Raw genomic sequence first — 20,727 nt, forward strand, 5'->3', positions numbered from 1 at the left:
GAAGAAAACGGTTTTCACAAAGCACCAGGTGCTTGTCAGACAGTTTTTGTTGCTGATGAGCACTCCTTTTTAGAAGAAACGTGTAAAAACGCTGAGGCAGTCTTAAATGAGCTCTAGATGCATACATATGAAGTGGGACGTGCTTTCTTATAGGTAGATAAAAAACTGCTCTTTTGGATAACGAATGAAAAGGCGGCGTAGGAGCTATGAAGACGTATTTCGTTTGGAGCTTACACATTGTTATTTGGATGGGTTATTCACTGGTTGAATTGCTATCAAAACGTGATCAGTTGACATCTAAAATTATTTTATTTTTAGTATTTGCTTATTTAGCTTACGGCATAGCAGAAATGAACGTCAAATCTAAAAGACTGGCGCTTATGATGACTGGTACAACTTCAGCTGTCTGCTTGACATGTTATCAACTAATTTTATTTTGCACAGCGTAAGATTGCATAAAAAAAGCGTTAGCTTATATAAGCTAACGCTTTTTTTGTCTTACACAGATTTCTTTTCTCTTTTCAATGCGCCTTCTTCTTTAAATGCTTTCATTAATGAGAAGACCGTTAGCACTAGCACAATTGAGAATGGAAGTGCTGCTATAATCGCAGCTGTTTGGAGCGCGTCCAAACCACCTGTCCAAAGCAGAATGATTGCTGTTAACGATTGAATTAAGCCCCACGTAAGTTTAATAGAGCCTGAAGGATTTAGATCACCATTTGTTGTCTGCATTCCTAAAACAAATGTAGCTGAGTCAGCTGATGTAATAAAGAATGTAGCAATTAAGCAAATAGCGACAATGGACATGAACGTACCAAATGGAAACTGTTCAAGTACATAGAATAAAGCAACTTCTGTTCCTTTATTATTAATAACATCCATAACAGGAAGGTCTTTAAAAAAGTCTAAATAGACCCCAGAACCTCCGAATACGGCAAACCATAAACCACCAAATACGGTCGGAACAGCTAGTACACCAATTAAAAATTCTCGAATGGTTCTGCCTCGTGAAATACGAGCAATGAACGTACCAACAAACGGTGCCCAAGCAATCCACCATGCCCAGTAGAAAATTGTCCAATCTTGAACCCAGGTGCTGTTATCAAACGGGCTCAATCGAAAACTCATTGACGGCAAGTTTTGAATGTAGCTGCCAATGGTTGTAACGAATAAGTCCATAATAAAGTTGGTTGGACCTGCAAATAACAAGAACAGCATTAGCAGAATAGCTAAAACAATATTAATGTTACTCAAATACTTAATACCTTTGTTCAGCCCCGTCTGTGCTGACAGCATGAACAAGAACGTCACGATAATAATAACAATTAATTGAGTCGTGAAATTGTTATCAATACTTGGCGACAAGTAAGAGGCTCCACCGGTAATTTGAATAGCGCCAAGTCCTAGAGATGTTGCTACCCCAAAGACAGTTGCAAATACGGCGATGACGTTTATGATCGTTCCAAGAGGCCCATCAACACGTTTTCCTAGTAGTGGACGTAAAATATTGCTGATGATGAACGGGTAACCTTTTCTAAATTGAAAATATGCAAGGGCCAGTGCAAGAACGGAATAAATAGCCCAAGGATGTAAACCCCAGTGGAAAAACGAATAGCGTAGAGCTGCACGAGCTGATTCTGCTGTACCGCCTTCACCAGAAGGTGGAGTATGAAAATGATTGATTGGTTCTGAGACACCCCAGAATACAAGACCAATGCCCATACCAGCACTAAATAACATGGCAAACCATGAGACATAACCATACTGAGGTTTTTCGTCAGGCTTCCCTAGTTTGATGTTTCCGTACTTCGAAAAAATTAAGTACAGTGTAAAAACTAAGAATAATGTAGCTGCTAGTAAGTAATACCAGCCAAATTTCTCGATGATAAAACTATGTATTGCCGATGTAACAGGTGTGAGCGCTGCGCTTCCTAGCGTAGATTCCGGAATAACACCCCATACGATAAATACTGCAGCAATAATAACCGAAATGATAAAAACGGGAGTCAGTTTTTTCATCGATTAACACTCCTTTCCTATTCTATTTTACATAACATAGTGTTTCATATAGCCTTTTCAGGTATATATGAAACCACATGGTTATACATTTTAGTGAAGTTTGTATGAAATGTCTACCCCATTAGTAAGAAAAAGCGGAAAGAGAACAAATTTTTATTTTTCGTAATTATTTTAAAGTGATGAAATAGATTTGAAATTAGACATTGTTTTTTCATATAAATAGATATGATGCTAAGCGTTCAGCTTTTTGAAAACAAATATAACATTTATGAGAAAAATATTTTTAATGTGACATACTAATTAGTTGTTGACATATTTAATGTGACATAATAATATAATATCAAGAGTTGTAAAACGCTTACAAAAAAAAGACGGTTAAAGGGGAGTTTACAAAATGGGAACAATCGTATGTCAAACATGTAACTGCACAATTGATCATTTCGAAGATGAGAAAGTGACGCGATTATACTCAACATGTAAAAGCGGAGAATGTCAAAAAGCAGATGAAGATTTAGATTAATCAATAAAAAAAGGTGCGGATTTCCGCACCTTTTTTATTGAATTGCTTTATGTTCTTTAATGACACGAAATGTTTTTAATTCAAAATCTTCCGGACCCTGCACTGGTAAACCTGCCTCTAAGTTTGTTTCAATATAGGTTAAATTTTCCTCAGTGATGATTTCCCCAGGAATAAAAATAGGAATACCAGGAGGATAGACCATCACAAATTCCGCAATAATACGACCTGCCGACTCATGAAAAGGTACCACTTCGGTTTCAGCGTAAAAAGCATCGCGAGGTGTTAAAGCCAATACAGGAATATCAGGCAATAAAATAGCCGGTTTTGCCGTTGTCTCAGAAAGATTATGGAATTTTGCAGATAACTCACGCAGAGCCGTGACCAGACGTAATAGATCTTCTTCTGTATCTCCAGGCGTGATAATACATAGAATATTATAAAGGTCAGACATTTCAACTTCGATATTATGAGCTTCACGCATCCATTTTTCTACGTCATAGCCCGTAATTCCTAAATCTGAAACAGAAATAATTAATTTAGTAGGGTCTAAATCATACGTAGCTTTTGTCCCTAAAATTTCTCTGCCTATACATCGGATATGCTCAATGGTATTAATTTCTTTTCGTGCTTTTTCAGCAAGAGAAATTGCACGTTCAGCCAGCTCTTTTCCTTCTGTAGCTAAACGTTTTCGTGCAACATCTAAAGAAGCCAGCAGCAGATAAGATGTTGATGTTGTTGTCAACATGCTTAAAATAGACTGTACACGTTTTGGAGAAATTAAGCCTTCGCGTATATTTAGAATTGAACTTTGCGTCATAGAGCCGCCTAATTTATGCACGCTTGTTGCTGCCATATCTGCACCGGCCTGCATAGCAGACAAAGGCAAATCATCATGGAAGTGAATATGAACGCCGTGAGCTTCATCAACAAGTACAGGCACTTGATACGAGTGGGCAATTTCTACGATTTTACGAAGGTCTCCGGAAATTCCAAAATAAGTTGGATTGATAACAAGTACTGCTTTTGCTTCAGGGTGCTGCTTTAAGGCTTTTTCTACAGAGTCCGATGTAATACCGTGAGAAATGCCAAGATTTTCGTCAATTTCAGGGTGAATAAAAATAGGCGTAGCTCCTGAAAAAACAATCGCACTCATAACAGATTTATGCACGTTTCTAGGAACGATAATTTTATCTCCAGGCCCACATGTCGCCATGACCATTGCCATAATTGCTCCGCTCGTTCCTTGAACAGAGAAAAAAGTATGGTCAGCACCGAATGCTTCTGCAGCTAAATCCTGCGCTTGTTTGATAATGCCTTTTGGCTGGTGAAGGTCATCAAGAGGACCGATATTAATTAAATCAATGGATAAAGCATCATCGCCAATAAATGAGCGGAATTCAGGATCCATTCCATTTCCTTTTTTATGTCCAGGGATATGGAATTGTGTTGGGTTTTTCTTAGCGTGATTAACTAATCCAGTAAATAATGGAGTTGAAAATTGAGAAGACAACTTTGCTATACACCTCTTTTATCATAAATTGTCAGTCCCTCTAAGCAAAGCTTAGAGGGACTTTGATTGTTTTTTTATCAAATTACAGCATTCAATTTTATATACCAAAAACTAGTGGCTGTTGAATTCTACATATTAAAATATCACATCTTTTTTCTATAAAAGAAATTCAACAGAAATTCTATTCGGCAGTTTTCTTGATTTTAACCATTATATAAATGAATGAAACGTGTATGTTTACTACTGTTTGATAATATAAATACAATTTTTAGTTAAAAAAATACAAGTAATTGTAAACTGCTTATTACTCATTATTTTATAGTTCTTTATGTTTTGAAAATCCCCATAAAACAAAAGAATTATAGCACTTATTAACCCATTTGCAAAGATATTTTAAAGAGAAAATAAAAAGAAAAAAAAGGAGAAATTCTTTTGTGTGAAAAGAGAATAAACTTTGTGTACATTATAGATTGTGATAGAGTTAAGAATATAGATATACATAGATTGAAGAAATAAATGGAGTGATGAGAAGTGGAATATCAATACCCTATCTCCCTTGATTGGAGTACAGAAGAAATTATTGATGTAGTGAAGTTTTTTGAAAGCATTGAACGAGCTTATGAAAAAGGTATTGAGCGTGATCACCTAATGGCAGTCTATCGCCGATTTAAAGAAATTGTGCCAAGTAAAGCAGAAGAAAAAACAATCTGTAACGATTTTGAAGATCAAAGCAAATACTCTTCTTATCGAACGATTCAAAAAGCAAAGGCTGCTTCTTCTGGAGATATTATAAAAATGTAAAAAATGAGGCTGGGACAAAAGTAGTTTAGCCAAAGTAAAAAACGAATCATTAATCAAATTGTTTGATTAATGATTCGTTTTTTTTGTTACGGTGAACATAGAGTTTATCTGTTTCGTTTCTTCGAGCAGTTGATTGGAGGGCAAGGCGAAGACTCCTGCAGGGAAATCAACTACGGTGTCACAAGCGTTTCAGCTTATGTATCCCCTTTATTGGTCTTTCGATGAGCTTCCTTTCGTTATGTCTCACCCTCATTTTTTTATATCAATTCGTTAAAATTATGCATATGCTTTTTTAGTTAGTTCATATAATGGAGTTACCGTATGAAATGTTTGTTCAATACGAGCCATCCATTCTTCGCCGTTCATTGCAATCGCTTCTTCTTTTGGAATTGTAATGCCGCATAGGATCTCAGCTTTTTTAACCGTCTCTAGACGTTCAAACAAACTCTCTAAGTCTTCAGAAGATAAGTCGCCCATTTTGTCACTATCAGGTTTTGTATGATCTTTCGACCAAACAAACGAGGCTGGGATATTTTGACGAATCTCCTCAATGTTTTGTTTTAGCAGCTTTCCAAATTGTTCTTTAATAGGTGATTCGTAAATGACGGCGAACCACACAAAGACATGTGTTTCCCAAAGGCCAATTTGAAAATGAGGGAGCTTTTTATACCCGCGTTTACTGTTAGCAAAGGCTACCCACGTATCTACTGGCGGGTTAACTGTTCTTCGTGCATGTTTGGCAATGTGTACGAACATTTCATCTCCACAAAGTGAAGAAAGAGTAGGAGCAAAATGATTGCTCAATTGTTCGAATTTTGGGCGTATCGTTGTCTTGATGGCTTCCATACGTGCATCAAGTCCCTCGATACGGAATACGTTAAAGTCATCTTGTGAAAATCCTGAGAATGCCATGTGAAACCTCCGTTTTTTAGTGAATATGTATAGCTGCTGTGCATCTATGCAAGTAAGTATGATTTACGCGAAGATTCTACCACATGACAAGCATAAACACCAATTAATTCGCATATGCTTGTCAAAACGTGTCTATCATTTTTTTATAGGTAATCACACAATTTAGTTACATGAGATTAGGTTTCGACATAGACTATATCAATCAAAATATCTGAAAATTTAGTTTTCTATAAGCGGGTTCAATAATTTGAGAGGGGTGTTTGAAACATGAAACAAGTGGTGAATATGTATAAGAAGAATGATGGACAAAAAAGATTAGGTGTAATTCGTTTGGAGTTAGATTACGAGTTAGCGACGTTATATGAAGCCATGATGGAGAATAATGAGGAACAAAAACAAAAATGTAAGCGAAAGCTCGAGAAACTTCGTGAAGAAATGATATCTCTTCAGTAGCAGATACGGGAATAAAATAGAACAAATAAGGGTAAACTGTAAAAAAGGATTAAACTGAATGAGCAGATTCATAAGTGGTAACAGAGCACGTGGGAGAAGAAGCGGCAGTTCTTCTCCCACGTGCTCTGTTAATTGACATCTTGCAGAGGTTTTTTTAAGCTTAAATAAGAGACGTATTTTTGAGGGGGAATTGAGATGACGCAACGCTGGAAAGAAATCGATACATACGTTAAAGAGTGGCTAAAAGAAGCTGGACAAAAAATTCAACAGTCGTTTAGTAAAGAACTTCTCATTCAAACGAAATCGAATCCAAATGATTTAGTAACAAATATGGATAAAGAAATCGAACAGTTTTTTATCTCAAAAATCAATGAAACCTTTCCGGAACATCATATTCTTGGAGAAGAAGGATATGGAGAAGAGCTTGAATCAGAAGAAGGAACGATTTGGATTATCGATCCAATCGACGGGACGATGAACTTTGTTCATCAGCAGCGGAATTTTGCTATTTCTATCGGTATATTTGAAAATGGTGTAGGACAAGCAGGTTATATTTATGATGTTATTCATAATGAGCTGTATCATGCTTTAAAAGGACAGGGCGCGTTTATGAATGACATCCAATTGCCGAAACTTGAACCTGTACCAGTTGAACAAGCTATTATTAGCCTAAATGCAACATGGGTAACGGAGAACCGCCGTATTGATCCTTCCGTATTAAGTCCGCTTGTGCGCAAAGTAAGAGGGACCCGTTCATATGGATCCGCAGCTATTGAGCTTGCTTACGTAGCGGCTGGACGCTTGGATGGATACATTACTCTACGTTTGGCTCCATGGGACTTTGCTGCCGGTAAAGTATTGATTGAAGAAGTTGGAGGAGTTATGACGGATTTAGAAGGAAAGCCGTTAGAAATTCTTGAAAAAAGCAGTGTATTTGTAAGCAAACCAACATTACATGACGAAATCTTTCGTACGTACCTTGAAGGAAAGTGGAATAAATAAAATAGAAGTGAAGACTTACGTGTAGGCAAAGAATTTTGTGATGAAAAAACGTCATGAACCATTTTGATGTTGCAAATGGCCATGACGCTTTCAATCATCGCAAAAAAATTACAGCTGCCCTTTTTCTCGCATTTTTTTCTTAGTCGTAAAGCCAAGGCCCATTACAACAATTAAAGCTGCGATAGCTAAAATGACTCCGAGAGCGCTTCCTTCTCCGATAAATATGCCGATTGACATAATTGCCGCAGTTGCGATAAATGCATATAAAACAAATACCCACTTAATGTTTCTCATGTTGATTCCTCCCATTTATAAAGGATATTTATAGTGTACAACAAAATCATTCTGCAATTCTAGAGTTAGTGTGATATAATAGCTTAGTTATTACAAGCATAGGAGTGAAATGCGTGAACATTCGTAAAGATTTACGTAATATTGCCATTATTGCCCATGTAGACCATGGGAAAACAACGTTAGTAGATAAATTATTACATCAGTCCGGAACATTCCGTACTAATGAGCATGTTGAAGAACGTGCGATGGATTCAAATGACCTTGAGCGTGAGCGTGGAATTACAATTTTAGCGAAAAACACAGCTATTAATTATAAAGATACGCGTATCAACATTATGGATACGCCGGGACATGCTGACTTCGGTGGAGAAGTTGAGCGTATTATGAAAATGGTAGACGGTGTTCTACTTGTAGTAGACGCATATGAAGGATGTATGCCTCAAACTCGCTTTGTATTGAAAAAAGCATTAGAGCAAAACTTAACGCCGATTGTTGTTGTTAACAAAATTGACCGTGACTTTGCTCGTCCAACTGAAGTAGTGGATGAAGTAATTGACTTATTTATTGAACTAGGTGCAAGCGAGGAACAAATTGAGTTCCCTGTTGTTTATGCTTCAGCAATCAACGGAACAGCTAGCACGAACCCTGAAAAGCAAGATGAGAACATGTCATCTCTATTTGACTCAATCATTGAGCACATTCCAGCACCGGTAGACAACAGCGACGAACCACTTCAATTCCAAGTGGCAATGCTTGACTACAATGACTATCTTGGTCGTATCGGTGTAGGTCGCGTATTCCGCGGAACAATGAAAGTAGGCCAGCAAGTTGCATTAATGAAGCTTGACGGTACGGTAAAACAATTCCGTGTAACAAAATTATTCGGTTTCCTAGGCTTAAAGCGTGTTGAAATCGAAGAAGCAAAAGCAGGAGACCTGATCGCTGTATCAGGAATGGAAGACATCAACGTAGGTGAAACCGTATGTCCGTTTGACCACCAAGATGCACTGCCAATTTTACGTATTGATGAACCTACTTTACAAATGACGTTCTTAGTAAACAATTCACCGTTTGCTGGTCGTGAAGGTAAATTTGTTACATCTCGTAAAATTGAAGAGCGCTTAATGTCTGAACTTGAGACGGATGTAAGTTTACGCGTGGAAAATACTGATTCACCGGATGTATGGGTTGTTTCAGGACGTGGAGAACTTCATTTATCTATCTTAATTGAAAATATGCGTCGTGAAGGATATGAGATTCAAGTATCAAAACCTGAAGTAATCGTTCGTGAAATTGATGGCGTGCGCTGTGAGCCAGTTGAACGTGTGCAAATCGACGTGCCTGAAGAACATACGGGTTCTATTATGGAATCGATGGGTGCTCGTAAAGGTGAAATGGTTGATATGATTAACAACGGCAGCGGTCAAGTGCGTCTGATCTTTATGGTTCCTGCACGTGGTTTAATCGGTTATACAACTGAGTTCTTATCGTTAACTCGTGGATTCGGTATCATTAACCATTCATTTGATAGCTACCAGCCAATGCAGCAAGGTCAAGTTGGAGGTCGCCGTCAAGGTGTGCTTGTTTCTATGGAAAGCGGTAAATCATCTACTTATGGAATCCAAGGCGTAGAAGACCGCGGTACAATTTTCGTTGAGCCAGGTACAGAAGTATACGAAGGTATGATCGTAGGAGAACACACTCGTGAAAATGATATCGTTGTTAACATCTGTAAAATGAAGCAAATGACGAATATGCGTTCTGCTAATAAAGATCAAACAACAGGCATGAAAAAACCTCGTATTATGTCTTTAGAGCAATCACTTGAATATTTAAACGAAGATGAATATTGTGAAATCACACCAGAATCTATTCGTTTACGTAAAAAAATTCTTGATAAAAATGAACGTGAAAAAGCAGCGAAAAAGAAAAAATACGCTGACACGAAATAATAAAAAAAGTAAGTCGTTAGCTCTATCTGCTAGCGGCTTGTTTTTTATCTATTATATCAGAATTTTCTATTTTTTGAAAGCGTTTTATAAAGAAGGGGTTTGGAAAGGAAAAAGGTGGCTTATATCGAATAATATAAAGTAAGGAATAGGGGGAAGAAGTATGGATGTAAAAGAACACCTTTCATTTTTTGCCGCTCTGTATCAAGTAGATGAACATGCAAAAATAGGAATGTGGCTGTTATACTTTACCATTTTAGGGCTATCTGTTCTCGTGTACAAACTCGGGTTTGCAAAGAAACTGCCGCTTTTAAAATCTGTGGTTATTTATCTATTTTTAGCTTTTGGATGTACGATTTTAACGTTTTTAGGCATTTTTTTACCTGTAGCTGAAGGGCTTGTGGTTGCAGCACTTGTATTAATTATTTATAAAATACGGCTGTATCAGGCTAAAAAGCAAAACTCCTCGTTGGGTTCATAAACGACTACATAAAAAGACGCTTGTAGCTACAAGCGTCTTTTTAGTATGATATAGCCGAAGACAAGAGCGGCTGTGAAAACTAAATGGCCAGCTGTCCAATAAAAAATCGCTACTGCATCATCCACCGCAGGCGTAGGCTTGAGCGCAAGCAGCGTCAACGGAAAATACAAAGGAATGGTTGGAAGTGTTAATAAAAAGGAACACAATACGATTTTTCGAATAGACATATTAATTAATTTACCTACTATGTAAACAAAAACGATCCCAATTGCAGCGGCAATGAGCAAATGAAAAACAAACTCTACCCATTCAGGCCATTGAATAGGGCCAATGATAGGAATAAAATCAACATTTAATAAAAGGGTATAAACTTGTTTGCCGGTTAGCCATTCTATCCATTTTAAACATAACCCAAGGATAATCCCGCTTAACATGCCAATACTTATTCCTAATCGGAGCACCTTACCAATCCTCCTCTGTCTTTTTCGACTCATATAGTTTAAAGTTGCCAGTAGCTATGCGTTCTTTTGTTCGTTTTTCAATCCGTTCAGAACATTCATTGCACATATATGTATGGATAGGACGGTTGCGCAGTCGTTTTGCTACGAGCGTTTCATCCTCAATTGTTTCAATTTTATCGCACATGACACATTGTACTCTCATTTCTATCACCTCAACTTCTCTATACATCATTCTAGCCGAAAATTCTTGTTTTATAAAGTTTTTTTGCGGTGCTGTCTCTCAGTAGAAAAGGAACGATAGGAAAACATTCCTAAAGAAGCAGGTAATTTTGCTTGTTAGCTCGAAGATAGTAACTAGTAAGTACATAAACAGTAGGAGGGATGAAAATGGCCAACGAAGTCGAGACTCAACTAGTAGATGCATTATACGATGAGCTACAGACAGAGAGATTTGCAACCATTTCAACTATTGATTTTGAAACAAACGGTCCAAATGTTAGTGCCATTTCGTGGTTAGTAGCTCCGACTAAACAAAAAATTCGATTTGCCGTAGATGTCAAATCGAGGATTGTAGAAAACATTAAACATACGAATAAAGCAGTGGTAAATATTCTTGCTAATGAATCATGCTACTCAATCAGCGGAATAGCTGAGGTAGTGCAAGAAAAGTTAGAAGGAGTAGCTTTAAAGCTGACGCTAATCGAACTAGATATTAATGAAGTAAGAGATGTTATGTTCTATGGTTCTAAGATTTCAGTAAACCCTTCATATGAAAAGACCTATGATCCAGTAGCAGCTGCTAAACTCGATAAGCAAGTAATTGAAGCGATAAAAAAAGCTTAGCAGCAGCCTGCCGCTAAGCGACTTTCTTATTCATTTTTTTGAAGATGATTATTAGATTGTTTTTCCTGCTCATTCTTTAAATTTTGCTCTTGTTTATTATTTAATTTTTGATTGTTTGTATCTGTTGAGCTAGGATTTCGGCGAATTTCTTCTGCAAATTCAGGCATCACTCGGTTTACAATGGCTGCTAATTCATCTAAAAATCCTGTAACCGGCCGACCTTTGCGAATTTCATTTCCAATTTGTTTTAGCCGAGCGACCGTATCAGGATCTGCAATAACAACAGAATTAGCGCCGTACGGATCAGCTTTCAGACCTTCGGCAACTGTATATTTGATTGAACTTACTTCTGAACGATCAATGTCTTTGCCGACGTCAATGCCTACGATTGCATACTTACCGAGCACAATGGCAGTAGCATCATTTACATTCGGAACGCTTGAAGCCAGTTCGACTAAATGAGCTGATATTTCATTAGCAGTACGCTTGTGAGAGCGCTCAGGAGATGAATTTTTGACCTGTACAATTCGATCTGTTTTTTGCCCTTCTTCAATGTCTGCTTGGTTATTGTTACAGCCGGTTAGTGTAATAAAACATAAGCTAATGGATAGAAAAAATTTGTTCATGTGGGAGACTCCTCCTTATGAATGACTCATTTTTTGTAGTAATTTGTATTTAGTTTCTAATAGTTCTTCTATCTTTATACACGTGTTCATATATTTAAAGAAAATGGTCCGTCCATTTAAGGTCACTTCACACATGTGCGTTACATAGTATATAAATGGATGGGTGCCTTGTTTCACTCCTTACAGGAAAAACAATCGGAGTAGGAGGCTGAATTATTGGGAAAAATTTATGTATTAGATACGAATGTTTTATTACAAGATCCGCATTCAATTTTTTCATTTGATGATAATGAAGTAGTGATTCCAGCCGTTGTGCTAGAAGAAGTTGATTCGAAAAAAAGAAATATGGATGAAGTCGGACGAAATGCAAGGCAGGTATCCAAACTCATTGATAACTTGAGACAACATGGAAAGTTATATGAGAAAATCCCTTTAGAAAATGGGGGCCATTTGCGAATTGAACTCAATCATCGCTCTTTTCAACAGCTTCAAGAAATCTTTGTGGAAAAAACAAATGATAATCGAATTTTAGCTGTTGCTAAAAATCTATCTCTTGAAGAGGAAACAAAAGAAGATGGACGTGAAGTGATACTAGTGAGTAAAGATGTGTTGGTACGTGTGAAGGCTGACGCAATCGGCTTAAGAGCAGAAGATTTTTTAAGTGATCGAGTAGTGGAATTCAATAGTATTTATACAGGCTTTTCGGAAGTCTATATTGCAAAAGAACTGCTGAGTCAATTTTACGAAAAAGGAGAACTGCTAACGTCTCAAATTGCGAACCACTCCTTTTTTGCAAATCAATTCTTAGTGATGAAAGATGCATTTGGGGGATCCGGATCAGCCATCGGCATTGTCGATCAAACAACAACGAAAGTAAAAAAGCTTTTATTTGAATATGATCATATCTGGGGAATCAAACCTCGAAATGTTCAGCAAATCATGGCTTTAGAACTTCTTCTTAGAGACGACGTTCAACTGGTCACGTTAATTGGAAAGGCAGGTACGGGTAAAACGCTGCTTGCTTTAGCTTCAGGACTTATGCAGACGGAAGATCTAGGATGTTTTAAAAAGCTACTTGTAGCTCGTCCAATTGTTCCTTTAGGAAAAGATATTGGATTCTTGCCAGGAGAAAAGCAGGAGAAACTTCGTCCATGGATGCAACCAATTTATGATAACCTAGAGTACTTATTTAACACTAAAAAACCTGGAGAATTGGATGCCATTCTAGCAGGGCTCAGTTCAATAGAAGTGGAAGCCTTGACGTATATAAGAGGCCGAAGCATTCCGGAACAGTTCATTATTATTGATGAAGCGCAAAATTTAACGAAGCATGAAATTAAAACAATTTTAACAAGGGTAGGGGAAAAGAGTAAAATTGTCCTTATGGGAGATCCGGCTCAAATTGATCATCCTTATTTAGATGAGTATAACAACGGATTAACGTACGTAGTTGAAAAGTTTAAAGAGCAAAAAGTATCGGGCCACGTTCGGTTAATCAAAGGAGAGCGCTCCGGGCTAGCACAATTAGCAGCTGATATTCTTTAAAAGAAGCGGGGTTCCTTTTGGAACCCCGCTTCTTTTATTATGTAACGATGATTTCTTCCACATATTTAATAGGGTTATTTCGGTTAGATCCGTCAGGTAAATAGACATAGATAGGCCCATCTTCTCTAAGAGGCTTTCCATCTTGGCTGAAACCAAAGATTAGTTTTTGTGCTTCTTCTAATGAAAAAGAAATCAGTGCGTCTTTTGTTTTAAATGAAACGTTGGTAGCTTCTTCAGTAGGTGAAGCGTTAGCTAGAAAAGGTGCAAATAAAATGCCGAATGTTCCATTTACTAGCTCCTGTTTTTTGAATTTCTTTTCGGTTTTTAACGTAGGAGGAAAGACGGCTCCCTCTTGAATTTCACGGTCCCAATGCTTCGAAACAGCCTTTGTGTACGCTTCTGTCTCGTCTTTTTGCTCCGGTGGATGTTCAAAGAAAACCTCCATATCGAGCTTGCGGTCATCGAAAATCCACACGCTTGGGTCGAGTGTCAGTGTATATTTTACTTTTCCTTTTAACATAATAATTGAATTCATCATAAATGCCCCCTTGCTAAAAGTATAAGCGCTTTCTACTTATTTGTCACTTTGATGAAAAAATTTAGTTGAGAGTGATTCTCGTATGATATAATGTAAAGGTCAACGAAAGTGCGAAATTTCCTACATCTATGGTAACGGTTTTGAGAAAGTAACAGTATAAAAAAGACGGCCAGCCTCACGGACATGTTTATCCTTGCTTTTTTGGAGCATAGCCTTTAAAATTGAGAGATAGATTAGGTAATCGCTCGCGAACGGAGGGATTGAGTTTGACGCCTGAGACAATGATAGATCATCGTGAAAAAGCGTATGCGTTGTTAAAAGCTGATGCAGATAAGATTTTGCAATTAATTCAAGTTCAAATGGATAACTTAACAATGCCACAATGTCCTCTTTATGAAGAGGTTTTAGATACACAAATGTTTGGTTTATCAAGAGAAATTGATTTTGCAGTTCGTCTTGGTTTAATTGATGAACGTGTTGGAAAAACATTGCTAGACCGCCTCGAGCGTGAACTTTCTGCACTGCATGAAGCGTTTACAAAAAAATAAAAATCACGCGATCGAAACTCAAACTATATACAAACGTAGTTTGAGTTTTTTATTACAGGTGGTTGAAATTTCCTAATTTACTCAAATTTGTACATAAAAGATGAAACGAAACAGAAACACGTCATTTTTAAAGGAAGAGGGTTATGGTAAAAAAAATATTTAGGCATTTTGACTATTCAATTGTAATTCCAGTGCTGCTTCTTTGTGCGGTTGGACTAGTTATGGTTTACAGTTCAAGTATGATTGTAAGTATTACAAGATATCATACATCAAGCGATTTCTTTTACAACAGACAAAAAATGTGGCTTGCTTTTACGCTTGTATTGTTCATTTTAACAATGCTAACACCTTACAAGCTGTATCCTAAAATACTGCCTTATGCGATTCTAGGGATTTTTGTACTGCTTTTGCTTGTGTTTGTAATGGGGCATACGAGTAACAATGCGCAAAGTTGGCTGCAGCTTGGCGGGGCAAACATGCAGCCGGCTGAGTATGCCAAGCTTGTTGTCATTTTATACTTATCGTATGTTTTGTCTAAAAGGCAAGAGTATATTGACAACATCAAAAAAGCTTTTTTTGGACCTATGGGTCTTGTATTTCTAATATTAGGCTTTGTAGCTATTCAGCCTGACCTTGGAACGGGATCAATTATTTTTGCTATTGCCGTTACCATTATGCTATGTTCGGGAATCTCTAAAAAAACCTTTTTCCGCATGCTAGCACTAGGTATCATTTTGCTTACGGTAATTATTACGATTGGTTTTTTTACAGGGCAGTTTACTCCCAATCGAATTGGCCGTTTTACCGGTGCATCAGATCCATTTACGAATGCTCAAGGAACCGGTTATCAGCTGGTTAATTCATATTTAGCAATAGGTACAGGAGGCTTAAAAGGCCTTGGTTTAGGAGAAAGTGTACAAAAGTATGGTTATCTTCCGGAGCCCCATACCGATTTCATTATGGCTATTATTGCAGAAGAATTAGGGTTCTTTGGAGTTATGCTTGTGCTGGGTCTTTTAGGCTTCTTAATTTTCAGGATTTTAATGCTGGCTAAAAAATCTCAGGATCCGTTTGCCAGCATGATTTGTATTGGAGTAGCCAGTATGATAGGTATTCAAACAGGCATTAACCTTGGAGGGCTTACGGGACTCATTCCGATTACCGGGGTCACGCTTCCGTTTATCAGTTACGGAGGGTCTTCGCTGCTAACGCTGATGGTATCTATGGGAATTATTGTAAATATTTCGTTTTTCGTAAACTATCAAAATAAAAAACAGAAAAATACGGAAAATATTGTGCTACATCCGAACAATACATCAACAACAAGCGATTGATTTTCGTGAAAAAAATGTGTAAAAAAAGCAAAAATTTATTGGAATTTTATCATTTTCCATTGATTTTTGCTTTTCTTTTATCCAATTTTGCTATATATTGAAGTTTATACGAAATTGAGAGGAGATTAGCAACATGAGTTTTGTAACTAAAAAAATCAAAAAAGTATTAGTAGCAAACCGAGGAGAAATTGCGATTCGTGTATTTCGAGCATGTACTGAACTGAATATTCGGACTGTTGCAATTTATTCTAAGGAAGACGCAGGTTCTTATCACCGTTACAAAGCGGATGAAGCCTATTTAGTAGGAGCGGAGAAAAAACCGATTGATGCTTATTTAGATATAGAAGGCATCATCGACATTGCTAAGTCTCATGATGTAGATGCTATTCACCCTGGCTACGGTTTTTTGTCAGAAAATATCCAATTTGCGAAACGTTGCGAAGAAGAAGGCATTATTTTTATTGGTCCAAAATCCAAGCATCTTGATATGTTTGGGGATAAAGTAAAAGCACGTCATCAGGCTATTCAAGCAGATATTCCCGTTATTCCTGGTACCGATGGTCCTATTGATTCAATTGACGAAGCAAAAGAATTTGCTAATCAGCATGGATATCCTCTAATGATCAAAGCTGCTTTGGGCGGAGGCGGTCGAGGCATGCGTATCGTTCGCGATGCAGACAGCCTGAACGAATCTTATGACCGTGCTAAATCAGAAGCAAAAGCTGCTTTTGGTAATGATGAAGTGTATGTCGAGAAACTAGTTGAAAATCCAAAACATATTGAAGTGCAAATTTTAGGTGATGAACAAGGAAATGTTGTGCATCTTTATGAACGCGACTGTTCTGTGCAGCGTCGTCACCAAAAAGTAGTAGAAGTAGCACCAAGTGTTTCTATAGATGAAGACTTACGTCTCCGCATTTGTGAAGCAGCTGTGCAGCTGATGGAAAAAGTGCAGTACATAAATGCTGGTACAGTAGAATTTTTAGTATCAGGAAACGATTTTTATTTTATTGAAGTAAATCCACGTGTTCAAGTAGAGCACACAATTACTGAAATGATTACAGGTATTGATATCGTTCAATCGCAAATTTTAATTGCAGACGGCTACGGGCTTCACAGCAAGGAAGTATCCATTCCTGCACAAGATCAAATTCACGTACATGGATATGCGATTCAATCTCGTGTAACGACAGAAGATCCGTTAAACAATTTTATGCCGGATACGGGTAAGATTATGGCTTATCGTTCTGGTGGCGGTTTTGGCGTACGTTTAGATACGGGAAACAGTTTCCAAGGTGCTGTAATTACGCCTTATTATGATTCACTGTTAGTAAAAGTAACAACATGGGCATTAACATTCGATCAAGCCGCATCAAAAATGGTACGAAACTTAAAAGAATTTCGTATTCGTGGAATTAAAACCAATATTCCGTTCCTTGAAAATGTAGTGAAGCATGATAAGTTCTTAACAGGTGCTTATGATACATCATTTATTGATACAACGCCTGAACTTTTTGTTTTCCCGAAGCGAAAAGACCGCGGAACTAAAATGCTTACATACATTGGGAATGTTACGGTAAACGGATTCCCAGGTGTATCGGAAAAGAAAAAGCCAATCTTTACAAAACCGCGCGTTCCTAGTGTGGATATAAGCAAACCAATTCAAAACGGAACAAAGCAGATTTTAGATGAAAAAGGCGCTGAAGGGCTAGTAAATTGGGTGAAAGAACGCAAGGAAGTGCTATTAACGGATACAACCTTCCGTGATGGCCATCAGTCTCTTTTAGCAACGCGTATTCGTACAAACGACTTAAAACAAGTAGCTAACCCAACTGCACGCTTGCTTCCAGATTTATTTTCTATGGAAATGTGGGGGGGAGCAACGTTTGATGTTGCTTATCGATTCTTAAAAGAAGATCCGTGGGATCGCTTGCTTACTTTACGTCAACAAGCCCCAAACGTTCTTTTCCAAATGCTTCTTCGCGCGTCAAATGCGGTTGGATATAAAAACTATCCTGATAATGTAATTAAAGAATTTGTTGAAAAATCAGCTTATGCAGGTATTGATGTTTTCCGTATCTTTGACAGCTTAAACTGGGTGCAAGGAATGACTCTTGCAATTGACTCCGTTCGTCAAACAGGAAAGATTGCAGAAGCAGCAATGTGTTATACAGGTGATATTTTAGATCCGACGCGCCGTAAGTATGATTTGGATTACTACAAGAACTTAGCAAAAGAGCTTGAGCAGTCTGGAGCACATATCCTGGGCATTAAAGATATGGCGGGTCTTTTAAAACCACAGGCAGCTTATGATTTAGTATCGGCTCTAAAAGAAACGGTTGATATTCCAATCCACCTTCATACGCATGATACAAGCGGAAACGGTGTATACACGTATGCAAAAGCAATTGAAGCAGGTGTAGACATTGTAGACGTAGCCGTAAGCTCAATGGCAGGCTTAACGTCTCAGCCAAGTGCTAACTCTCTTTATTACGCCTTAGAAGGTGCGGACCGCAGACCAAATCTAGATATTAAAAATCTAGAAGAGCTTTCTTACTATTGGGAAGACGTGCGAAAATATTACCAAGACTTCGAAAGCGGCATGAACGCTCCTCATACAGAAGTATATGTGCATGAAATGCCAGGCGGTCAATATAGCAACTTACAGCAACAAGCAAAAGCAGTTGGTTTAGGAAACCGCTGGGATGAAGTAAAAGATATGTATTCACGCGTGAATTTGTTATTTGGTGATATTGTAAAAGTTACGCCATCATCAAAAGTAGTTGGAGATATGGCATTGTTTATGGTCCAAAACAACTTGACAGAAGAAACGCTGTTTGAGCGCGGTGAAACGCTTGACTTCCCGGATTCAGTTATTGAATTGTTTGAAGGGTATTTAGGACAGCCTCACGGGGGATTCCCTAAAGAGCTTCAGCGCATCATTCTAAAAGGCAGAAAACCTATTACAGTTCGTCCTGGAGAACTGTTAGAAGATGTGGACTTCGATGCAGTGAAAGAAAAGCTGTTTAAAGACTTAAATCGTCAAGTAACGAGTTTTGATGCCATTGCTTATGCGTTGTATCCAAAAGTATTTATGGATTATCACAAAGCAGTCGAACAATACGGGGATATTTCTGTTCTTGATACCCCGACTTTCCTATACGGCATGCGTTTAGGAGAAGAGATTGAAATTGAGATTGAAAAAGGAAAAACCTTAATTGTTCGCCTTGTATCCATTGGAGAACCGCAGGCAGACGGTACGCGAGCAGTATACTTTGAATTGAACGGTCAGCCTCGTGAAGTCGTGATTAAAGACGAAAGTGTTAAAACAACCGTTACGGCAAAACAAAAAGCCGATCAAGCAAATCCGGCCCACATCGGTGCTTCAATGCCTGGAACCGTTATTCGAGTAGTAGTAGAAAAAGGCGATAAAGTCTCAAAAGGTGATCACTTAATGATCACAGAAGCAATGAAAATGGAAACAACCGTGCAAGCACCATTTGACGGCGTGATTAAACAAGTACACGTGTCGAGTGGAGATGGCATTCAGCCGGGAGATTTATTAATTGAATTAGAAAGCTGATCAAAAAAGGTACGAGCTCTGAGCTCGTACCTTTTTTGATCAATTATGTGTATGACGCGTTGCAAGTAAGGTTAAGTAGCTTAATACACCGAATAGGAAAGAGATAATTAAAGAATGAGCAAGCGCGAGCTCTAGCTGCAAACGTGTGACAACAACAAGCATACCGGAAACCGCCTGAAAAGTAACTAGAATGAGAGCAGCTAACCATCCGTAAAAAATATTTTTTTGATGGCGATAATATTTAACTGCATGGATAAAGGCGGCTAAAATCCATACAAACGTTAAAACAGCAGCGAATCGATGTCCCATTTGAATCCACTGATTCAAATCAACAGGCAGCCAACCGTTTCCGTTTGAACAAAATGGAACGTCTGGACAAGCTAAGCTAGCTTCTTTATGGCGAACAAGCGCGCCCGTGTACACAACGGCATATGTGTACAAGATAACCCCGTAAATATGTTTTTTCATTTTAGAGCCTAGCTGCATATTAGTTGCGTCGAGCTTTTGATCCACTTCAAAGATAATAAGTGTTAACAGCAGCACAGAAGCAAACGAAATAAGAGAAATACCAAAATGAAGAGCAAGCACTGCATCTGATTGCCCCCACATAACGGCAGCGGCCCCAATTAATGCTTGCAGTACTAGGAAGAAAAAAGAGATAAACGCTAAAGGTCTAACTTCTTTTATATGCCCTAGTGAAATCCATGCCCATACGCATAAAGCGAGCACAAGAAAGCCCGACACGCCAGAAACTAAGCGGTGGCTTAATTCAACAACGGTTTCAAATGTTAAAGGGTCAGGAATGAGCTGTCCATTACACAGAGGCCAAGAATCTCCGCACCCGTCTGCTGAACCAGTTTTCGTGACAAGGGCACCGCCAAGTAGAATAAGTAACATGGCCATGCTCGTCACAACGGATAAAAATTTTAATCCCAGTCGCACAATAATCACCATCCTAAAAGCAAAGTAAGTAATATAACGAGCTAAACAATTTATCCTAATCTTTTTGTATATTAAACATAAATTTCATTTATTCTCCATAAACTTGATTGAATTTGTTATAATGGTAGAAAGTGTAAGGTTTATTCATGAGTTTGACTCTGCAGATATGTAAAAGGTACCGTGCAGAAAACTATTTTACTTGCACAAATATCTTTTAACAAGTGACAGGGACATGCATTTAGCTCATGACAAAAAAAATCCATATTTTTTTCATGAATTATTCACAAAGTAACGGCAAAATATGGTTTAATAAACATGAGAAATAGATATTTCTCTACTATTTTACCGTTTACATGTGAAGCTTTT

21 protein-coding genes are annotated in these 20,727 nt (G+C 37.9%); 12 read left to right on the forward strand and 9 right to left on the reverse strand.

Features of this window, described 5'->3' with window-relative positions; genetic code table 11:
• The first annotated feature begins 206 nt into the window (after positions 1–206).
• Positions 207–449 carry a hypothetical protein gene (locus OK414_RS06610; protein ID WP_016763437.1) on the forward strand — a complete coding sequence of 81 codons (243 nt, stop codon included), beginning with the start codon at positions 207–209 and terminating at the stop codon, positions 447–449.
• Positions 450–498: 49 nt separating this feature from the next.
• Here the strand turns inward: OK414_RS06610 and OK414_RS06615 are convergent, their stop codons facing one another.
• Positions 499–2,019, reverse strand: a complete 1,521-nt coding sequence (locus tag OK414_RS06615) for a glycine betaine uptake BCCT transporter (RefSeq protein WP_034653471.1) — start codon at positions 2,017–2,019, stop codon at positions 499–501.
• 394 nt (positions 2,020–2,413) lie between these two features.
• Between OK414_RS06615 and OK414_RS06620 the strand changes: the two genes are divergently transcribed.
• A complete protein-coding gene (locus OK414_RS06620) occupies positions 2,414–2,539 on the forward strand; it encodes a GapA-binding peptide SR1P (RefSeq protein WP_013056059.1) in 126 nt (41 codons plus the stop codon).
• A 34-nt stretch (positions 2,540–2,573) separates the two neighbouring features.
• Here OK414_RS06620 and OK414_RS06625 read toward each other — a convergent pair whose 3' ends face one another.
• Positions 2,574–4,049, reverse strand: coding sequence for an aminotransferase class I/II-fold pyridoxal phosphate-dependent enzyme (locus tag OK414_RS06625; protein ID WP_013056060.1), 1,476 nt, complete (start codon positions 4,047–4,049; stop codon positions 2,574–2,576).
• A gap of 531 nt (positions 4,050–4,580) precedes the next feature.
• On the opposite strand from OK414_RS06625, the gene OK414_RS06630 reads away from it, so the two are divergent.
• Entirely contained in the window at positions 4,581–4,850 is a 270-nt protein-coding gene (locus OK414_RS06630) for a UPF0223 family protein (protein ID WP_013056061.1), read from the forward strand.
• Positions 4,851–5,126: 276 nt separating this feature from the next.
• Here the strand turns inward: OK414_RS06630 and OK414_RS06635 are convergent, their stop codons facing one another.
• On the reverse strand, positions 5,127–5,762 hold the full coding sequence (locus OK414_RS06635; RefSeq protein WP_034653469.1) for a YktB family protein: 636 nt from the start codon (positions 5,760–5,762) through the stop codon (positions 5,127–5,129).
• A 267-nt stretch (positions 5,763–6,029) separates the two neighbouring features.
• Between OK414_RS06635 and OK414_RS06640 the strand changes: the two genes are divergently transcribed.
• Positions 6,030–6,215 (forward strand): hypothetical protein, encoded by a 186-nt coding sequence (locus OK414_RS06640; protein ID WP_013056063.1) that lies wholly within the window; start codon positions 6,030–6,032, stop codon positions 6,213–6,215.
• Between the two features lie 195 nt (positions 6,216–6,410).
• On the forward strand, positions 6,411–7,217 hold the full coding sequence (locus OK414_RS06645) for an inositol monophosphatase family protein (protein WP_016763440.1): 807 nt from the start codon (positions 6,411–6,413) through the stop codon (positions 7,215–7,217).
• A gap of 108 nt (positions 7,218–7,325) precedes the next feature.
• Here OK414_RS06645 and OK414_RS06650 read toward each other — a convergent pair whose 3' ends face one another.
• Positions 7,326–7,511, reverse strand: a complete 186-nt coding sequence (locus OK414_RS06650; protein ID WP_016763441.1) for a YlaF family protein — start codon at positions 7,509–7,511, stop codon at positions 7,326–7,328.
• A gap of 113 nt (positions 7,512–7,624) precedes the next feature.
• On the opposite strand from OK414_RS06650, the gene typA reads away from it, so the two are divergent.
• Together typA and OK414_RS06660 are read left to right on the forward strand one after the other, a co-directional pair.
• Positions 7,625–9,463, forward strand: coding sequence for a translational GTPase TypA (gene typA, locus OK414_RS06655; protein ID WP_013056066.1), 1,839 nt, complete (start codon positions 7,625–7,627; stop codon positions 9,461–9,463).
• A gap of 160 nt (positions 9,464–9,623) precedes the next feature.
• Positions 9,624–9,941 carry a YlaH-like family protein gene (locus tag OK414_RS06660; RefSeq protein ID WP_013082301.1) on the forward strand — a complete coding sequence of 106 codons (318 nt, stop codon included), beginning with the start codon at positions 9,624–9,626 and terminating at the stop codon, positions 9,939–9,941.
• A 26-nt stretch (positions 9,942–9,967) separates the two neighbouring features.
• Here OK414_RS06660 and OK414_RS06665 read toward each other — a convergent pair whose 3' ends face one another.
• Together OK414_RS06665 and OK414_RS06670 are read right to left on the reverse strand one after the other, a co-directional pair.
• Complete coding sequence (locus OK414_RS06665; protein WP_205662509.1) at positions 9,968–10,402, reverse strand: hypothetical protein; 435 nt, start codon at positions 10,400–10,402, stop codon at positions 9,968–9,970.
• 1 nt (position 10,403) lies between these two features.
• A complete protein-coding gene (locus OK414_RS06670) occupies positions 10,404–10,604 on the reverse strand; it encodes a YlaI family protein (protein WP_013056069.1) in 201 nt (66 codons plus the stop codon).
• A gap of 185 nt (positions 10,605–10,789) precedes the next feature.
• Here OK414_RS06670 and OK414_RS06675 point away from each other — a divergent pair, with 185 nt between their 5' ends.
• Positions 10,790–11,245 carry a pyridoxamine 5'-phosphate oxidase family protein gene (locus OK414_RS06675; RefSeq protein WP_013082304.1) on the forward strand — a complete coding sequence of 152 codons (456 nt, stop codon included), beginning with the start codon at positions 10,790–10,792 and terminating at the stop codon, positions 11,243–11,245.
• Between the two features lie 26 nt (positions 11,246–11,271).
• On the opposite strand, the gene OK414_RS06680 is transcribed toward OK414_RS06675, so the two are convergent.
• The gene (locus OK414_RS06680; protein WP_034653464.1) at positions 11,272–11,871 is read right to left on the reverse strand and encodes a YhcN/YlaJ family sporulation lipoprotein; all 600 of its coding nucleotides are present in this window, start codon (positions 11,869–11,871) and stop codon (positions 11,272–11,274) included.
• A 216-nt stretch (positions 11,872–12,087) separates the two neighbouring features.
• Between OK414_RS06680 and OK414_RS06685 the strand changes: the two genes are divergently transcribed.
• Positions 12,088–13,416, forward strand: a complete 1,329-nt coding sequence (locus OK414_RS06685; RefSeq protein WP_013056072.1) for a PhoH family protein — start codon at positions 12,088–12,090, stop codon at positions 13,414–13,416.
• Positions 13,417–13,453: 37 nt separating this feature from the next.
• Here the strand turns inward: OK414_RS06685 and OK414_RS06690 are convergent, their stop codons facing one another.
• Positions 13,454–13,954 carry a hypothetical protein gene (locus OK414_RS06690; protein ID WP_013082306.1) on the reverse strand — a complete coding sequence of 167 codons (501 nt, stop codon included), beginning with the start codon at positions 13,952–13,954 and terminating at the stop codon, positions 13,454–13,456.
• A 281-nt stretch (positions 13,955–14,235) separates the two neighbouring features.
• On the opposite strand from OK414_RS06690, the gene OK414_RS06695 reads away from it, so the two are divergent.
• The 3 genes from OK414_RS06695 (at position 14,236) to pyc (ending at position 19,419) form a co-directional block, all read left to right on the forward strand.
• A complete protein-coding gene (locus OK414_RS06695) occupies positions 14,236–14,502 on the forward strand; it encodes a YlaN family protein (protein ID WP_370506486.1) in 267 nt (88 codons plus the stop codon).
• Between the two features lie 143 nt (positions 14,503–14,645).
• On the forward strand, positions 14,646–15,836 hold the full coding sequence (locus tag OK414_RS06700) for an FtsW/RodA/SpoVE family cell cycle protein (RefSeq protein WP_016763444.1): 1,191 nt from the start codon (positions 14,646–14,648) through the stop codon (positions 15,834–15,836).
• A 133-nt stretch (positions 15,837–15,969) separates the two neighbouring features.
• The gene (gene pyc, locus OK414_RS06705; RefSeq protein WP_016763445.1) at positions 15,970–19,419 is read left to right on the forward strand and encodes a pyruvate carboxylase; all 3,450 of its coding nucleotides are present in this window, start codon (positions 15,970–15,972) and stop codon (positions 19,417–19,419) included.
• A gap of 39 nt (positions 19,420–19,458) precedes the next feature.
• On the opposite strand, the gene OK414_RS06710 is transcribed toward pyc, so the two are convergent.
• Positions 19,459–20,361: a COX15/CtaA family protein gene (locus OK414_RS06710; protein ID WP_034653460.1), complete on the reverse strand. Its 903-nt coding sequence runs from the start codon at positions 20,359–20,361 to the stop codon at positions 19,459–19,461.
• Positions 20,362–20,727 lie beyond the last annotated feature (366 nt).

Origin of the sequence: Priestia sp. JV24, assembly GCF_025910025.1 — a bacterium.
Lineage (GTDB): Bacteria > Bacillota > Bacilli > Bacillales > Bacillaceae_H > Priestia > Priestia megaterium.

Excerpts from the sequence above, each read along its gene's own strand:
- OK414_RS06610 (WP_016763437.1), top strand. The coding sequence starts at position 207 with ATGAAGACGTATTTCGTTTGGAGCTTACACATTGTTATTTGGATGGGT.
- OK414_RS06615 (WP_034653471.1), bottom strand. The coding sequence starts at position 2,019 with ATGAAAAAACTGACTCCCGTTTTTATCATTTCGGTTATTATTGCTGCA.
- OK414_RS06620 (WP_013056059.1), top strand. The coding sequence starts at position 2,414 with ATGGGAACAATCGTATGTCAAACATGTAACTGCACAATTGATCATTTC.
- OK414_RS06635 (WP_034653469.1), bottom strand. The coding sequence starts at position 5,762 with ATGGCATTCTCAGGATTTTCACAAGATGACTTTAACGTATTCCGTATC.
- OK414_RS06640 (WP_013056063.1), top strand. The coding sequence starts at position 6,030 with ATGAAACAAGTGGTGAATATGTATAAGAAGAATGATGGACAAAAAAGA.
- OK414_RS06645 (WP_016763440.1), top strand. The coding sequence starts at position 6,411 with ATGACGCAACGCTGGAAAGAAATCGATACATACGTTAAAGAGTGGCTA.
- OK414_RS06650 (WP_016763441.1), bottom strand. The coding sequence starts at position 7,511 with ATGAGAAACATTAAGTGGGTATTTGTTTTATATGCATTTATCGCAACT.
- OK414_RS06660 (WP_013082301.1), top strand. The coding sequence starts at position 9,624 with ATGGATGTAAAAGAACACCTTTCATTTTTTGCCGCTCTGTATCAAGTA.
- OK414_RS06670 (WP_013056069.1), bottom strand. The coding sequence starts at position 10,604 with ATGAGAGTACAATGTGTCATGTGCGATAAAATTGAAACAATTGAGGAT.
- OK414_RS06675 (WP_013082304.1), top strand. The coding sequence starts at position 10,790 with ATGGCCAACGAAGTCGAGACTCAACTAGTAGATGCATTATACGATGAG.
- OK414_RS06680 (WP_034653464.1), bottom strand. The coding sequence starts at position 11,871 with ATGAACAAATTTTTTCTATCCATTAGCTTATGTTTTATTACACTAACC.
- OK414_RS06690 (WP_013082306.1), bottom strand. The coding sequence starts at position 13,954 with ATGATGAATTCAATTATTATGTTAAAAGGAAAAGTAAAATATACACTG.
- OK414_RS06695 (WP_370506486.1), top strand. The coding sequence starts at position 14,236 with ATGATAGATCATCGTGAAAAAGCGTATGCGTTGTTAAAAGCTGATGCA.
- OK414_RS06700 (WP_016763444.1), top strand. The coding sequence starts at position 14,646 with ATGGTAAAAAAAATATTTAGGCATTTTGACTATTCAATTGTAATTCCA.
- pyc (WP_016763445.1), top strand. The coding sequence starts at position 15,970 with ATGAGTTTTGTAACTAAAAAAATCAAAAAAGTATTAGTAGCAAACCGA.